At 60.5% G+C, this 14804-nt stretch carries 15 protein-coding genes and 1 pseudogene; 12 read left to right on the forward strand and 4 right to left on the reverse strand.

What is annotated here, in order from left to right; translation table 11 throughout:
• The 12 genes and pseudogenes from murC (at position 1) to FHS09_RS01100 (ending at position 13175) form a co-directional block, all read left to right on the forward strand.
• Positions 1 to 1461 carry a UDP-N-acetylmuramate--L-alanine ligase gene (gene murC, locus FHS09_RS01050; protein WP_183455769.1) on the forward strand — a complete coding sequence of 487 codons (1461 nt, stop codon included), beginning with the start codon at positions 1 to 3 and terminating at the stop codon, positions 1459 to 1461.
• 235 nt (positions 1462 to 1696) lie between these two features.
• Positions 1697 to 2524 (forward strand): cell division protein FtsQ/DivIB, encoded by an 828-nt coding sequence (locus FHS09_RS01055; RefSeq protein ID WP_183455771.1) that lies wholly within the window; start codon positions 1697 to 1699, stop codon positions 2522 to 2524.
• An 85-nt stretch (positions 2525 to 2609) separates the two neighbouring features.
• Positions 2610 to 3848 carry a cell division protein FtsA gene (gene ftsA, locus FHS09_RS01060; protein WP_183455773.1) on the forward strand — a complete coding sequence of 413 codons (1239 nt, stop codon included), beginning with the start codon at positions 2610 to 2612 and terminating at the stop codon, positions 3846 to 3848.
• A gap of 142 nt (positions 3849 to 3990) precedes the next feature.
• Entirely contained in the window at positions 3991 to 5187 is a 1197-nt protein-coding gene (ftsZ, locus tag FHS09_RS01065; protein ID WP_183455775.1) for a cell division protein FtsZ, read from the forward strand.
• 423 nt (positions 5188 to 5610) lie between these two features.
• Positions 5611 to 6522 (forward strand): UDP-3-O-acyl-N-acetylglucosamine deacetylase, encoded by a 912-nt coding sequence (gene lpxC, locus FHS09_RS01070; protein WP_183455777.1) that lies wholly within the window; start codon positions 5611 to 5613, stop codon positions 6520 to 6522.
• A 302-nt stretch (positions 6523 to 6824) separates the two neighbouring features.
• The gene (locus FHS09_RS01075; RefSeq protein WP_183455779.1) at positions 6825 to 7760 is read left to right on the forward strand and encodes a M23 family metallopeptidase; all 936 of its coding nucleotides are present in this window, start codon (positions 6825 to 6827) and stop codon (positions 7758 to 7760) included.
• A gap of 138 nt (positions 7761 to 7898) precedes the next feature.
• Positions 7899 to 10646 carry a preprotein translocase subunit SecA gene (secA, locus tag FHS09_RS01080; RefSeq protein WP_183455781.1) on the forward strand — a complete coding sequence of 916 codons (2748 nt, stop codon included), beginning with the start codon at positions 7899 to 7901 and terminating at the stop codon, positions 10644 to 10646.
• A gap of 258 nt (positions 10647 to 10904) precedes the next feature.
• Positions 10905 to 12122 (forward strand): bifunctional glutamate N-acetyltransferase/amino-acid acetyltransferase ArgJ, encoded by a 1218-nt coding sequence (gene argJ, locus FHS09_RS01085; RefSeq protein ID WP_183455783.1) that lies wholly within the window; start codon positions 10905 to 10907, stop codon positions 12120 to 12122.
• A gap of 10 nt (positions 12123 to 12132) precedes the next feature.
• Positions 12133 to 12537 (forward strand): 8-oxo-dGTP diphosphatase MutT, encoded by a 405-nt coding sequence (gene mutT, locus FHS09_RS01090; protein ID WP_183455785.1) that lies wholly within the window; start codon positions 12133 to 12135, stop codon positions 12535 to 12537.
• Positions 12538 to 12665: 128 nt separating this feature from the next.
• Complete coding sequence (locus FHS09_RS23325) at positions 12666 to 12815, forward strand: BrnT family toxin (RefSeq protein ID WP_221191717.1); 150 nt, start codon at positions 12666 to 12668, stop codon at positions 12813 to 12815.
• Positions 12809 to 12949 (forward strand): annotated as a pseudogene (locus tag FHS09_RS23330) (BrnT family toxin); the annotation flags it as partial. The gene FHS09_RS23325 and the pseudogene FHS09_RS23330, both read left to right, overlap by 7 nt.
• A 1-nt stretch (position 12950) precedes the next feature.
• A complete protein-coding gene (locus FHS09_RS01100) occupies positions 12951 to 13175 on the forward strand; it encodes a BrnA antitoxin family protein (RefSeq protein WP_183455787.1) in 225 nt (74 codons plus the stop codon).
• 160 nt (positions 13176 to 13335) lie between these two features.
• Here FHS09_RS01100 and yacG read toward each other — a convergent pair whose 3' ends face one another.
• Genes yacG through FHS09_RS01120 form a run of 4 tightly spaced genes read right to left on the reverse strand, consistent with a single transcriptional unit; the run spans position 13336 to position 14790 of the window.
• On the reverse strand, positions 13336 to 13548 hold the full coding sequence (yacG, locus tag FHS09_RS01105) for a DNA gyrase inhibitor YacG (RefSeq protein ID WP_183455789.1): 213 nt from the start codon (positions 13546 to 13548) through the stop codon (positions 13336 to 13338).
• An 8-nt stretch (positions 13549 to 13556) separates the two neighbouring features.
• Positions 13557 to 14159, reverse strand: coding sequence for a dephospho-CoA kinase (coaE, locus tag FHS09_RS01110; protein WP_183455791.1), 603 nt, complete (start codon positions 14157 to 14159; stop codon positions 13557 to 13559).
• Between the two features lie 16 nt (positions 14160 to 14175).
• Positions 14176 to 14394, reverse strand: coding sequence for a type II toxin-antitoxin system Phd/YefM family antitoxin (locus FHS09_RS01115; RefSeq protein ID WP_183455793.1), 219 nt, complete (start codon positions 14392 to 14394; stop codon positions 14176 to 14178).
• Positions 14395 to 14400: 6 nt separating this feature from the next.
• A complete protein-coding gene (locus tag FHS09_RS01120) occupies positions 14401 to 14790 on the reverse strand; it encodes a type II toxin-antitoxin system VapC family toxin (RefSeq protein WP_183455795.1) in 390 nt (129 codons plus the stop codon).
• Positions 14791 to 14804 lie beyond the last annotated feature (14 nt).

The raw sequence follows: 14804 nt of genomic DNA on the forward strand, positions 1-14804 counted from the left end.
ATGTCTCTGGTAGAACCCACAGTGCAACAAAACCGCTACAGCGTACCCGCGATGCGTCGCATTCGCCGCATCCATTTTATCGGTGTCGGCGGTGCCGGCATGAGCGGTATCGCCGAAGTGCTGCAGAATCAGGGCTACGAGGTTTCCGGTTCCGACCTGCGCGAATCCCCGGCGACGGGGCGGCTTCGCGAGCTGGGCGTAAAAGTTCAGATCGGCCACAGCGAGGACAATATTCGCGGGGTGGATGTAGTGGTGAATTCCTCTGCAATTCACGGCGACAATCCGGAACTGGCGGCGGCACGGAAGAAGCGCATACCCGTGGTACGCCGTGCGGAGATGCTGGGCGAGTTGATGCGCTACCGCTACGGCATCGCGGTGGCTGGCACTCACGGCAAGACCACTACCACCAGTTTGATCGCGTCGATTTTCGCCGCGGACAAGAAAGACCCGACATTCGTGATCGGCGGTCTGGTGAACAGCGCCGGCGCCAATGCGTCACTGGGAGAAAGCCGCTACCTGATCGCCGAGGCGGACGAGAGCGATGCCTCTTTTATCCACCTGCAGCCGATGGTGACGGTGGTGACCAATATCGATGCCGACCATATGGAGACTTACGGCGGCGACTTCGGAAAGGTCAAACAGATATTTATCGATTTCGTGCACAACCTGCCGTTCTACGGCCTGGCGGTGGTGTGCGGCGACGACCCCAATGTCCGCGAGGTGATACCGAAGCTGTCGCGGCCAGTGTCCACTTACGGTTTCGAAGAGGGCAATGATTACCGCATACGCGAGGTGAAGCAGGAGTCGCTGCGCAGCCATTTCAGTGTGCAGCGTCCGGACGGCAGCCTGCTGGATGTGTGTGTGAACACTCCCGGTATTCACAATGTGCTGAATGCCACTGCGGCGATTGCCGTGGCCACTGACGAGGGGATCGGGGACGATGCCATTCGCGAGGGCCTGCGGGGGTTCCAGGGCGTGGGCCGGCGTTTCCAGATCTACGGCCAGTATTCCGTGACCGACGACGGCGATGCGGAAAAGGTCATGCTGGTGGACGATTACGGTCACCATCCGCGGGAAGTGGCGGCGACGATTCAGACAGTGCGCGACGGCTGGCCGGAGCGGCGTTTGGTCATGGTCTACCAGCCGCACCGCTATACCCGCACGCGGGACCTGTTCGAGGATTTTGTGCAGGTGTTGTCGCAGGTGGATAAGTTGATCCTGTTGGACGTGTACAGCGCAGGCGAGTCGCCCATTCCCGGTGCGGATGGCCGTACCCTGGCGAGGAGCCTGCGCAATCGCGGCCAGGTGGACCCGATTTTTATCGAGGAAGTGGAGCAGGTACCCCCGGTGCTCGCGGACCTGCTGGAGCCGGGCGATATCGTGCTGACCCAGGGGGCCGGCAATGTGGGCACACTGGCGCAGCAGCTGGCGGCTTGGCGTCTGGGTGATAGGGGGCAATAAATGTGGATGGATCGGCGGAATTGCCCGTTTGTGCAGAACCATGTAGGAGCCTGCTTGCAGGCGAAGGGCAGTGGCAAGAGGCTCCGGGCATGCCATCCCTGGCGCAACACCTTCGCTTTCGTTCCGGCCCCGGCCCCGCCATCCATGGCGGGTCGCCAAGCCGCGCACAAAGCGATGCTTTGTAAGCGCGCGACTTGGCCCTGCAAGCAGGCTCCTACAGGGGAGACACCATAGGATGGGCAAAGCGCAGCGTGCCCATCAAATCGCGCAGCGCGGCGCCCGGCGCATTGCGGACAATCGTGAAGGAGAAAGCCGCAGCAGACTCCTTCCGCTGCTGCTTGCGATAGCGGCCATCGCCCTGCTGGCGGGCCTGAGTTATACGGGTCTGTGGCTGTGGCAGCGGGCACCGGTTGCGGAACTGAGCCGGGTGGATGCGCTGGAGCATGTGCGGGTCAAGGGCCCGTTTCGCGCGGTGAATCAGCGCGAGGTGGAGGAAATCCTGCTGCCGTTTTTACAGCGGGGTTTTTTCTCTCTGGACATAGGTGCGATACGCGAAGCGCTGTTGCAGCACCCATGGATCGTCGGCGCTTCGGTCAGCCGGCGCTGGCCCCGGGGCGTCGAGGTCCAGGTGGAAGAGGCGCGCCCGCTGGCGGTCTGGGGAAAGGATAAATTGCTGGTAGCCAGCGGCGAACTGCTGCCGCGACCGCCGGGCATGCACACCGGGCGCCTGCCGGAACTGGCGGGCGATGAGGAGCTGGTGGAGCGCATCATGTCGCAGTATCGGGCGCTGGCGGGGCTGCTGACCACGCGGGATATGGAGGTGAAGCGGTTGTCCTTCGACGATCTGGCCGGCTGGCACCTGGAACTGGTTTCCGGTGTGGAGCTGCACCTGGGGCACGATGAACTGCTGGAGCGGGTAAACCGTTTCCTGAGCCTGAGCCGGGGAGTACTGGCGCCGCACCTGGAAAAGATCGCGCGGGTGGACACGCGATACAGCAATGCTGTTGCGGTGCGTTTCAGAGAACAGAAGACAGAGGCCAAAAAACCGAAGGCAGAGGAATAATGAAGAAGAGAATTAGGGGCTGCACTGCACATATTCTGACTTCTGTCATCCGTCCTCTGACTTCTGAAACCGAGGTTGGTAAAAAATGACACAAGCATCCGATCACCGCATGATCGTGGGTCTGGATATCGGCACATCCAAGGTGGTCGCCATCGTCGGCGAGGTCTCCGACAGTGGCGAGTTGAATATCGTCGGTATCGGCTCGCACAGATCCACCGGGATGAAAAAAGGTGTGGTGGTGAATATCGAATCCACGGTGCAGTCGATTCAGCGCGCGGTGGAAGAGGCGGAGCTGATGGCCGGTTGTGAGATTCACTCGGTCTACGCGGGCATTGCCGGCAGCCATATCCGCAGCCTGAATTCCCACGGCATAGTGGCGATCAAGGATCGCGAGGTGACCCAGCAGGACCTGGACCGGGTTATAGACGCCGCGCGCGCGGTGGCCATTCCCGCGGACCAGAAAATCCTGCACACGCTGCCGCAGGAATTCCTGATCGACAGCCAGGAAGGGGTCAAGGAACCGCTGGGGATGTCCGGCGTGCGCCTGGAGGCGAAGGTGCACCTGGTCAGCGGCGCGGTGAACGCGGCACAGAATATCGAGAAGTGCATTCGTCGCTGTGGCCTGGAGGTGGAGGACGTCATTCTGGAGCAGTTGGCCTCCAGCTACTCGGTGCTCACCGAGGATGAAAAGGAGTTGGGCGTGTGCATGGTGGATATCGGCGGCGGTACCACGGATATCGCCGTGTTCACCGGCGGTGCCATTCGCCACACGGGGGTGATTCCCATCGCCGGCGACCAGGTGACCAACGATATCGCCATGGCCCTGCGCACGCCCACGCCCCACGCGGAGGAGCTGAAAATCAAATACGCCTGCGCCCTGGCCAAGCTGGCGCGGGAGAGCGAGACAATCAAGGTGCCCAGCGTCGGCGACCGTGCGCCGCGGGATCTGTCGAGGCAGGCGCTGGCCGAAGTGGTTGAACCGCGCTACGACGAGCTGTTTACGCTGGTGCAGGCGGAACTGCGCCGCAGCGGCTTCGAGGATCTGTGCGCGGCGGGCGTGGTGCTCACCGGAGGCTCATCGAAGATGGAGGGCGCGGTGGAACTGGCAGAGGAAATTTTCCACATGCCGGTGCGCCTAGCGGTGCCCCAGGGCATTGCCGGCCTCACCGATATCGTGAGCAACCCGATTTATTCCACCGGCGTGGGCCTGCTGATGTACGCCATGCAGCGGGAGGAGAGCAGCGATGCCACCAGGCCCCGCCCGGTACGCAATGAAAACCAGTGGTGGGACAAGGTCAAACACTGGTTCCGCGGAAACCTGTAAACGGCACTGTGGAAGCCTGCCCTGCAGGCGAATTGCCCCAAGCCCTGGCAAATATCGCCTGCGGGGCAGGCTCCCACGGAAAAGCATTCTTTTAAGGATCGAATTAAAAAATTTTGGCATGAGCAAAAAAAGGGGAACAGAGATGTTCGAACTAGTCGATAGCGTACAGGACAAGCCTGTCATCAAAGTGATCGGCGTTGGCGGCGGCGGCGGCAATGCGGTGAAGCATATGATCGTCAGCGAAGTGGAAGGTGTGGATTTCATCTGCGCCAACACCGACGCCCAGGCGCTGAAGGATATCCACGCGCGCACCATCCTGCAGTTGGGCAACAACATCACCCGCGGCCTGGGTGCCGGTGCCAATCCGGAGGTGGGTCGCCAGTCGGCTCTGGAGGACCGCGAGCGTATCGCCGAGGTGCTGCAGGGCGCGGACATGGTGTTTATCACCGCGGGCATGGGTGGCGGTACCGGCACCGGCGGCGCGCCGATCGTGGCGGAGATCGCCAAGGACCTGGGTATTCTCACCGTGGCGGTGGTAACCCGCCCGTTCAAGATCGAGGGGCGCAAGCGGGCACAGGTGGCCGAAGAGGGCATCCTCGAGCTGCGCGACAAGGTGGACTCGCTGATCAGTATCCCCAACGACCGCCTGCTGGAGGTGCTGGGCAGCAAGGTGACCATGAAGGGCGCCTACAAAGAGGCTGACAATGTGTTGCTGGGCGCAGTCCAGGGTATCGCCGACCTGATGATCCGCCCCGGCATCATGAATGTGGACTTTGCCGACGTGCGCACCGTTATGTCCGAGATGGGCATGGCGATGATGGGCTCCGGCTCGGCGGTGGGCGAGAACCGTGCCCGCGAGGCGGCGGAGAAAGCGGTGCGCAGCCCGCTGCTGGACAACGTCAACCTGCAGGGCGCCCGCGGCATCCTGGTGAATATCATCACCGGCAGCGAAGAGGGCGGCTGCCAGGAGCTGACCCTGGGCGAGTACTCCGAAGTGGGCGAAATCGTCCAGGAGATCGCCTCCGATGACGCTACCGTGGTGATCGGTACCGCGGTGGACGACAAGCTGGGTGACGAGATGCGGGTCACCGTGGTGGCCGCGGGTTTGGGTGAGGGCGCCCAGCAGGCGCGCCCCACCAAGGTGGTGGACAACACCAGTCGCCGCGCGGAGATGCGCGATACCCGCGATTCCTCGGCCCTGGGTGGTCGCGAGAGCACGGATAACCGCGCGCGGGTGGAAAGCGAGCGTCCCAAGCGCCCGGCCCCGACGCTGAATCCGGCGGACGCGGATATGGAATACCTGGATATTCCCGCGTTCCTGCGCCGGCAGGCGGATTAGCCCCGGGACCGCGGAGCTCCAGCTCCGCACGCGGGCCGCAGGCCCGCCGGTGGTGGATGCGCTTCGTTTATCCACCCTGCGGAATTGAAGCTTCGGGACTCGGGACTCGGTAGGCTGCGCCGGCTCCGGGGCGGAAACCCTGCTCATGTCACCCGGCCCTCCCCCGGGAGGGCCGGGGCTCCGCCCCGGGTCGACGCGGGTTAACAATTTTTTACAGCGGTGTGACAGGTACAGGCCGTACAATGATGTTTACAGCCTGGAATTGGCGCTGAAGTCCTCGCGCTGAGCTATACTGAGGCGAGGGAGCGATGAACAGTACGGAATGACCGTTATGCCAGTTATGGTTTTGGCGTTTGTTTTCTGCTATAGTCGCCGGCTTGCCGCGGTCTTTGTGCCGCCTCTTTACCAGAGAACACGACATCTATGATCAAACAGCGCACACTCAAGAATGCTATTCGCGCCACCGGCGTGGGGCTACACACCGGCAAGAAGGTCGTCCTGACTCTGAAGCCGGCGCCTGTGGATACCGGCATAGTGTTCCGCCGGGTCGACCTGGACCCGGTGGTGGAAATTGAGGCTCGCGCGGAGAATGTCGGTGACACGCTGCTGTCCACCACCCTGGTCAAAGACGATGTGCGCATCGCCACAGTGGAGCACCTGCTGTCCGCGATGGCCGGCCTGGGTATCGACAACGCTGTCGTCGAGCTCTCCGCCCAGGAAGTGCCGATTATGGACGGCAGTGCCGGCCCCTTCGTGTTCCTGATCCAGTCCGCGGGCATCCAGGAGCAATCGGCTCCGAAGAAATTCCTGCGCATCAAGAGGCCGGTAACCGTGGAAGAGGGCGACAAGGTGGCCAGCTTTCTGCCGTTCAACGGCTTTAAAGTGTCTTTCACCATCGATTTCGATCACCCGGTATTCCAGGGGCGCAACCTGACTTCCTCGGTGGACTTTTCCAGCACCTCCTTCGTGAAGGAAGTGAGCCGTGCGCGCACCTTCGGTTTTATGCATGAGATCGAGTATCTGCGCTCCAAGGGTCTGGTACAGGGTGGCAGCGTGGACAACGCCATTGTGATCGACCAGTACCGCATTCTGAATGAGGGCGGGTTACGCTACGAAGACGAATTTGTTAAACACAAGATTCTGGACGCCATCGGCGACCTCTATCTGCTGGGCACCAGCCTGATCGGCGAGTTCAGGGCGCACAAGTCCGGACACGCCCTCAATAACAAATCCCTGCGCACCTTGATGGCGCAGGAGGACGCCTGGGAGATGGTGACCTTCGAAGACGAAGAGGAAGCGCCTATCTCCTACGTCAAACCGATACTGGCGGTATAGCCTGAGAGCACAAAAACCGGCACGAAAATTGCCGGTTTTTTTGTGAGACATATCTCTAGTGTTGAGAGTGCATCTATTTGGGCGGACATTAGGTCCGCCGCTACAAGCGTATGAAGCGGTTCCTGCCATTTTGTGCGCTTGTAACAATTTTTGTCAGCTGACAAGTGTTACATTGGGCACGTCAGTCAGCTGAACAGCCATCTGGACGGCGTGAGACGAAGCATGGAAGTGGGTAGTCGGGCTTCGGCACAGAGCAATACGAAAACAACAAATTGTCGTAATTCACACACGCCTGTCCTGTTATGAAAGTAATCCTGGTCAATGAGCGCGGCGGTACGCGCAGCTTTAACTTTGGCGGCCTGAGTAGGGCGCTGCTGGGGCTGTGTCTGCTGGGTTTACCGGTGGGAGCCTTCTGGATCGGCATCAACCTGCCGGTGGCGGAGACGGATGCCTTCGATTCCCGCACCGCCAAAGCCTGGAACAAGGCTCTGCGCAAGCAGCAGCAGCAGATCGAAGAGGCCGACCGTCAGGCCCACGAGCAGCTCACGGCATTTACCGTAAAACTGGCGGAAATGCAGGCCCGCCTTACCCGCCTCGATGCTCTCGGTGAACGCCTCACCACTGTCGCCAAGTTGGACCAGGGCGAATTCCAATTCGGCAACGCCCCCGCCGTGGGGGGGCCGGAAGACCCGGGTATCGCCGGCGCCTCTGAGCTGCCCTACCAGCCGCCGGAGTTCCTCGAGGTTATCGACGACCTGTCCGATCAAATCGAAGACCGCCAGATGCAACTGGCCACCCTGGAATCGCTAATGGCCAGGCGCCAGTTGCAGGACGAGCAGTTTATCGCCGGCCGGCCCATCAGCCGCGGCTGGATGTCCTCCCGCTACGGTTATCGCACCGACCCCTTCAGCGGCCGCCGCTCCTGGCACAAAGGGGTGGATTTTGCCGGCAAGAAAGGCTCCGACGTGGTCTCAGTGGCCGCCGGGGTAGTGACCTGGGCGGAGGACCGCCACGGTTACGGCAAGCTGGTGGAAATCAACCACGGCAATGGCTACAAGACCCGCTACGGTCACAATAGCGACGTCAAGGTCAAAGTGGGCGACGTGGTGAAGAAGGGGCAGGTGATTGCCCTGATGGGCTCCAGCGGCCGCTCCACCGGTCCCCACGTGCACTTCGAGGTCTACAAGAACGACCGCCCGGTAGACCCCGCCAGCTACATTCGCCGCACCGGCAGATAACAGCTAATCTCTCCGTATCGCGCACCGGCAGCTCCCGCGGGGAGTTGCGAGTCGTTGCGCCTTCCTGTTTACTTGCACCCCTTTACGGGTGATTCCCGCGGCCCACGCCGCAATCCAGATTCAAGTGGTTTCTACATAATGATTGGCACACTGATAAAAGCAGTCTTCGGCACCAAAAATGATCGCGAACTGAAACGCATGCGCCGCGTGGTGACACAGGTGAACGCGCTGGAGGAGGAATACCAGCAGCTCGACGACGATGCGCTGAAAGCCAAGACAGCGGAATTCAAGCAGCGCCTCGCCGATGGCGAGACCCTGGATCAACTGCTGCCGGAGGCCTTCGCCGCGGTGCGCGAGGCCAGCAGCCGTACCCTGGGCCTGCGCCATTTCGACGTCCAGCTGATCGGCGGCATGACCCTGCACGAGGGCCACATCGCAGAGATGCGCACCGGCGAGGGCAAGACCCTGGTGGCCACGCTGCCCGCCTACCTGAACGCGCTGGAGGACAAGGGTGTACATATCGTCACCGTGAACGATTACCTGGCCAGCCGCGACGCCAACTGGATGCGCCCGGTGTACGAATTTCTCGGCCTCACTGTGGGCGTGATCGTCTCCCAGCAGCCCCCGGAGGAGAAAAAAGCGGCATACCAGGCGGATATTACCTACGGCACTAACAACGAATTCGGTTTCGACTACCTGCGCGACAACATGGTGCTGCGCAGAGAAGACCGCACCCAGCGCCCGCAGAACTTCGCCATCGTCGACGAGGTGGACTCCATTCTGATCGACGAAGCGCGTACGCCGCTGATTATTTCCGGCGCCGCCGAGGATTCCTCACACCTCTACCTGGCCATGAACAAACTGGTGCCACAGCTGCAGAGGGCGGAAGAGGGCGGCGAAGGCCACTACACAGTGGACGAGAAGACCCGCCAGGTGGAACTCACCGAGGAGGGCCACCAGTTGATCGAGGACCTGCTCGCACGCAGCGGCCTACTGAAGGAAGAAGAGTCCCTCTACTCCCCGGGCAACCTGGGCCTGCTGCACCATGTGCACGCGGCGCTGCGCGCCCATGTGCTGTTCCATAAAGATGTGGATTACATAGTGCAGAATGGCCAAGTGGTACTGATCGACGAGCACACCGGCCGTACCATGCCCGGCCGTCGGTTGTCCGAGGGATTGCACCAGGCGCTGGAGGCGAAGGAAAACGTCCAGATACAGAGCGAGAGCCAGACCCTGGCCTCCACCACCTTCCAAAACCTGTTCCGCTTCTACCCCAAGCTGTCGGGCATGACCGGTACCGCGGATACCGAGGCGTTCGAATTCCGCCAGATCTACGGCCTGGACGTGGTGGTGATTCCCACCAACAAACCCACGCAGCGGGACGACCTCAACGATCTGGTCTATCTGAGCACGGACGAAAAGATGGAGGCCATTATCGAGGACATCAAGTACTGCCGTGACAAGCAGGCGCCGATCCTCGTGGGCACCGCTTCCATCGAAACTTCCGAGGCGATGTCCCAGCGCCTGACCAAGGCCGGTATCAAGCACCAGGTGCTCAACGCGAAATACCACGAGCGCGAGGCGCAGATCATCGCCCAGGCGGGCCGCCCGGGCACAGTCACCATCGCCACCAATATGGCCGGTCGCGGTACCGATATCGTGCTCGGCGGCAACTGGGAGGCGGAGGTCGAGGAGCTGCGCGAGAAAGAACAGCGCGAGCCCACAGAAGCGGAAATCGAGGCGGTCAAAGCCGAGTGGCAGAAGCGCCACGACACGGTGATCGAGGCCGGCGGCCTGCATATTATCGGCACCGAGCGCCACGAATCCCGCCGCATCGACAACCAGCTGCGCGGCCGCGCCGGCCGCCAGGGCGACCCCGGGGTGACCCGTTTCTACCTGTCCCTGGAAGACAACCTGATGCGCATCTTCGCCTCCGACCGGGTGAAGAACTTTATGCAGATGCTGGGTATGGAGAAAGGCGAGGCCATCGAGCACCGCATGGTTTCCAACGCCATCGAGAAGGCCCAGCGCCGCGTGGAGGGCCGTAACTTCGATATCCGCAAGCAGTTGCTGGAATACGACGACGTGGCCAACGACCAGCGCCGGGTGATCTACGGTCAGCGCAACGAACTGCTGGAAGCGGAAACCATCAGCGACACCATTGCCGCGATTCGCGAGGACGTGGTCAACGAACTGATCTCCGGTTTCATGCCACCGCAGAGTGTGGAAGAACAGTGGGATATTCCCGGCCTGGAAAAACAGCTCGCCGGCGAACTGGGCCTGGAGCTACCGGTTCAGCAGTGGCTGGACGAAGACCGCACCCTGCACGAGGAGAGCCTGCGCGAAAAAATTATCCAAGAGGCCCAGAAGGCCTACGCGACCAAGGTAGAGCGAATAGCCGAGTCCTCCGGCGACGCCAACCTGATGCCCACCATCGAGCGGCAGATCATGCTGCAGGTGTTGGACCAACTGTGGAAGGAACACCTCGCGAGCCAGGACCACCTGCGCGCCGGCATCGGCCTGCGGGCCTACGCCAACAAGAATCCCAAACAGGAGTTCAAGCGCGAGTCCTTCCACCTGTTCCAGAGCATGCTCGACAATCTCAAGCACGAGGTGATCCGCATCCTCGCCCATGTCGAGCCCATGACCCGCGAGCAGATGGAAGAAATGGAACAGCGCCGCCTGGAACAGCAGCGCCGCCAGCAACTGGAACTGCAACATGCCCAGGCCTCGGCCATGCCCGAAGCGGAAGAAGCGGACATAGCCGCTCCGCCGCCGACGCGCCGCGGCCCCAAGGTGGGCCGCAACGACCCTTGCCCCTGTGGCTCCGGCAAAAAATACAAACAGTGCCACGGCAAGCTCGCCTCCTCCACCACCTCTCGATAGAGGCTCCTGGGACCGCGGAGCTATTTACCTCGAAGCGCTGAAGGCTCCAGCTCCGCAAGCGGGCCAAAGGCCCGCCAATCCCCGGGAACGCCGAGCCCCAGCTCGGCAACGGGCCGCAGGCCCGAAGGTTTATTTAAACTCCGTCATACCGGCGAATGCCGGTATCCAGAATTCCCCGAGCGCGATCTGGATTCCGCCTTGCGCCGGAATGACGACACAAGGAAATTCTTCAGGAGCGGCATTGGACCGCGGTAAAAAATGCCCCAAAACAAACTCCCCCCCCTCGACCTTTATCAAGTGGCCGGCATCCGCCTGGCCGCCGTCCCCGCCAAAATCAAAAACTGGCAACGGGACGACCTGCTGCTGATCGAAATCAACGAAGGCGCCGCGGTCTCCGCCACCTTCACCCAAAACGCCTTCTGCGCGGCACCAGTCACCGTGGCCAAAGAGCATCTGCGCAAGGGCAATATCCGCGCATTGCTGATCAACGCCGGTAACGCCAACGCCGCCACCGGCGAACGCGGCCTGCGCGATGCTCGCGCCTGCTGCGCGGCAGTGGCCGACTCAATGAATATCGATGCGGAACAGGTACTGCCATTCAGCACCGGCGTTATCGGCGAACACCTGCCGCTGCAAAAAATCCTGGATGCCATTCCCGGCGCCGCGGCAAAGCTGCAGGTGGATAACTGGCAGCAGGCCGCCAAAGCCATTATGACCACGGACACAGTCGCCAAGGCTGCCAGTCGCACCGTGGAAATTGCGGGAGAGCAAATCCGGGTTGTGGGCATCGCCAAGGGCGCTGGCATGATCCAGCCCAATATGGCCACCATGCTCGCCTATGTGGCGACGGACGCGGCCGTGCCGCAACCGCTGGTGGATGAACTGGTGAAGGAAGCGGTGGCAGCCTCCTTCAACCGCATCAGCATCGACGGCGACACCTCCACCAATGACGCCTGCGTATTGATCGCCAGTGGCACCACAGGCCCGCAGATCGGCGATGTCAGGAGCGCGGAGTACCAACAGCTGAAGGCCGCAATTGTCGAAGTGCATATCGAACTGGCCCAGGCTGTAGTGCGCGACGGCGAGGGCGCCACCAAGTTTGTCACCGTCGAGGTAACCGGAGCGGCCTCCAGCGAAGAGGCGTTGAAGGTCGCCTTTGAGGTGGGTGAATCTCCACTGGTCAAAACCGCCCTTTACGCCTCGGACCCCAACTGGGGCCGCCTGGTAATGGCCATCGGCAATGCGGGCCTGGATCAGTTGGATACAGAGAAGGTCAATATCTACTTGGACGAGGTGCAGGTGGTAGAGGCCGGCGGCCGCGCAACCGATTACACGGAAGAAGCCGGACAGAAGGTTTTCAGCCTGCCGGAATTCACCATCACCGTCGACCTGGGCCGCGGTGATTGCCGCGAGCATATCTGGACCTGCGACTTCTCCCACGAATATGTCACCATCAATGCCGAATACCGGACCTAAGGTGCATCCGATGGGAAAGGTTGTTCACGTCGCCGTAGGCGTAGTCCTGCGCGAGGACGGCAAAATCCTGATCGCCCGCCGTCCGGAGCACTTGCATATGGGCGGCCGCTGGGAATTTCCCGGCGGCAAGGTGGAAGCGGGTGAAAAGGTACAGGAAGCGCTCGCCCGGGAACTGCGCGAGGAAGTGGCCATCGAGATCCAGACCCTGGCGCCACTGACGGAAATCCGCCACGACTACCCGGAAAAAACCGTGCTGCTGGACACCTGGTGGGTCACAGAGTTTACCGGCGAAGCCCACGGCCTGGAGGGCCAGGAAACAGCCTGGGTAACTGCCGGCGAACTAAACGACTATCAGTTCCCCGAAGCCAACGAAGCCATTATCGAAGCCATCCAACTGGCTAAATCCCGCCGGTAGGAGCCTGCTTGCAGGCGAACCCTGGGAACGCCGAGCTCCAGCTCGGCAACGGGCCGCAGGCCCGCTCTCCTTATACCCATCCCCAAGCAGGCCATTGACATATCCTGCTGCGTACATACACTGTATGTATGATTGACTTCGAATGGGACTCAAAGAAAGCCGCGTCAAACCTAAAGAAGCACGACGTTTCGTTTGAAGAGGCCCAGTCTGTCTTCTATGACGAATTTGCTCTACAGTTCTTTGATGAAGAGAGCTCTGCGAAGAAGATCGTTTCCTGATGCTCGGCATGAGCAGCGAGGCCAGGTTACTCCTGGTTTGTCACTGTGAGCGAGACAGAGGTAATGTCATTCGTATTATTTCTGCCCGTAAAGCTACCCGGTCTGAGCGGAAATTTTATCCCGGAGGTAATTAGCATGAAGAAAGAATACGATCTCGCATCGATGAAAAGCCGCAAAAATCCCTACGCGAGCAAGCTCAAAAAGTCCGTGACCATTCGCATGGGCGAGGATGTTATCGACTACTTTAAAAACATGTCCGAAGAAACAGGCATTCCCTACCAAAGCCTGATCAACCTGTACCTCAGGGACTGCGTGGCACATCATCGGAAAGTCGACCTTAAATGGCGGGAGTCCCGCTGACTGAACATCAGCTTCCACACATGCGGTAGAAAAAAACCATGTAGGAGCGGCCCATGGCCGCGATCAAACTATCCGAATTCCACTTGGTTCCGGTTTAAGCGGCGCACTACCCGATAACGCTCCCTCTCCCCTTGGGGAGAGGGTCGGGGAGAGGGGCCCCTCAATGCCTGGTATTCTTGGAAGAATCCAACTCATCACTCAGCAGATCGTCGTACACCGACTCTCCCGGAATCTTGTGCCCCTCACTGGCCCACTCCCCTAAATCGATCAACTTGCAGCGCTCACTGCAAAAAGGCCGGTAGGGAAATTTGTGGCTCCACTCGATGGGCTTTTTGCAGGTGGGGCAGTTAAGGGTAGGTGTTTCTTTAGCCATAAAACTCTTCAAATACTTTCTTCTGCCATTCGCAGGTACTTCTGGTGCAGCGACTCGACCTGCGCCTTCAGGCTTGCCAGGTCGCCGGCATTGTCCAGCACATCGTCCGCCCTGACCAGCCGCTCAGACCGCGACAGCTGCGCTCCCATAATCTTGCGTATCTGCTCCGGATCACTGCGGTCCCGCCCGCTGGCGCGCTCGACCTGCAGCGCCTCCGGCAGATCCACCACACAGATCCTGTCCACCAGTTTAAACTGCCCGGACTCGATCAGCAGTGGCGACTCCAGAATCCCGTAGGCGCTGCGGCTGGCCTCCAGCGCCCGCACTATCTCCTCACGAATCAGCGGGTGCAGCAACTGCTCCAACCACTCTCGTTCTGCAGTGTTTTCGAACACGATAGCGCGCAGCTGGGCGCGATCCAGCTCGCCGCTCTCCAGCAAAATCCCGGCACCGAAATGCGCCGCGATCTGTGCCAGCGCCGGCTGCCCCGGCTGCACCACCACCCGCGCGGCCCAGTCCGCATCCACCACATCGATGCCCAGCTCAGTAAAACAGGCTGCCGCCGCGGACTTGCCGCTGCCGATACCGCCGGTCAGTCCAACCGTATACATACAGGGATGTTCTCCGTCAGCGTTCGCGGGACTCCCGCACGGCCTGCAAAATGTCCTTGGTGGTCACCCCGGTTTTTACTCCTTTGATATCAAAGGGGGAGCCTTTCGGTTTCTGCTGCTTCCTCAGCAGAAAAACCGAGCCATCTTTGCGGCGAATACAGACATCCTCTGTTTGGGCCAGAGTCAGCAGCTTGGAAAGATTTTGCCGAGCCTCGGAGTAGGTGAAAACTCTCATGTGATGTTACTCCAATACCTCAATACCCATTTCAGCAGCGACCTCCCGCATTCGACGATCCAGGGTCATCAAAGGATGTCCATGAGTGTGGGCACACTCCAGAAAATACGCATCATAGGCGTAGATGTTGAATTTTAGCGCAATATTCAGCGCGCCAGTGATATCGATGCTCAATAGCCTGATGGGAATTTGCTGCGTAACAGTGTGAACAGCAAGAACTTGCTCTGGAGAGAGCTGCCTGCGCCTGCACATCGCAGACAGGGCATTGCCGATTTCAAACGTCAGCACTTCTGGAGCAGAGATATCAGCTCCAGACGTGTGCTCTACAATGGCTGTTTTCTCAGGCTCTTCCAGAGCTACTGCCAGCACAATACTGGTATCTACGATGATATTCATTAGACAATTGTACA

The sequence above is a fragment of the Microbulbifer rhizosphaerae genome, assembly GCF_014191725.1.
Classification (GTDB): Bacteria; Pseudomonadota; Gammaproteobacteria; order Pseudomonadales; family Cellvibrionaceae; genus Microbulbifer; species Microbulbifer rhizosphaerae.

Excerpts from the sequence above, each read along its gene's own strand:
- FHS09_RS01120 (WP_183455795.1), bottom strand. The coding sequence starts at position 14,790 with ATGAATATCATCGTAGATACCAGTATTGTGCTGGCAGTAGCTCTGGAA.
- FHS09_RS23325 (WP_221191717.1), top strand. The coding sequence starts at position 12,666 with ATGATTGACTTCGAATGGGACTCAAAGAAAGCCGCGTCAAACCTAAAG.
- yacG (WP_183455789.1), bottom strand. The coding sequence starts at position 13,548 with ATGGCTAAAGAAACACCTACCCTTAACTGCCCCACCTGCAAAAAGCCC.
- FHS09_RS01115 (WP_183455793.1), bottom strand. The coding sequence starts at position 14,394 with ATGAGAGTTTTCACCTACTCCGAGGCTCGGCAAAATCTTTCCAAGCTG.
- murC (WP_183455769.1), top strand. The coding sequence starts at position 1 with ATGTCTCTGGTAGAACCCACAGTGCAACAAAACCGCTACAGCGTACCC.
- FHS09_RS01055 (WP_183455771.1), top strand. The coding sequence starts at position 1,697 with ATGGGCAAAGCGCAGCGTGCCCATCAAATCGCGCAGCGCGGCGCCCGG.
- coaE (WP_183455791.1), bottom strand. The coding sequence starts at position 14,159 with ATGTATACGGTTGGACTGACCGGCGGTATCGGCAGCGGCAAGTCCGCG.
- secA (WP_183455781.1), top strand. The coding sequence starts at position 7,899 with ATGATTGGCACACTGATAAAAGCAGTCTTCGGCACCAAAAATGATCGC.
- ftsZ (WP_183455775.1), top strand. The coding sequence starts at position 3,991 with ATGTTCGAACTAGTCGATAGCGTACAGGACAAGCCTGTCATCAAAGTG.
- FHS09_RS01075 (WP_183455779.1), top strand. The coding sequence starts at position 6,825 with ATGAAAGTAATCCTGGTCAATGAGCGCGGCGGTACGCGCAGCTTTAAC.
- mutT (WP_183455785.1), top strand. The coding sequence starts at position 12,133 with ATGGGAAAGGTTGTTCACGTCGCCGTAGGCGTAGTCCTGCGCGAGGAC.
- ftsA (WP_183455773.1), top strand. The coding sequence starts at position 2,610 with ATGACACAAGCATCCGATCACCGCATGATCGTGGGTCTGGATATCGGC.
- FHS09_RS01100 (WP_183455787.1), top strand. The coding sequence starts at position 12,951 with ATGAAGAAAGAATACGATCTCGCATCGATGAAAAGCCGCAAAAATCCC.
- lpxC (WP_183455777.1), top strand. The coding sequence starts at position 5,611 with ATGATCAAACAGCGCACACTCAAGAATGCTATTCGCGCCACCGGCGTG.
- argJ (WP_183455783.1), top strand. The coding sequence starts at position 10,905 with ATGCCCCAAAACAAACTCCCCCCCCTCGACCTTTATCAAGTGGCCGGC.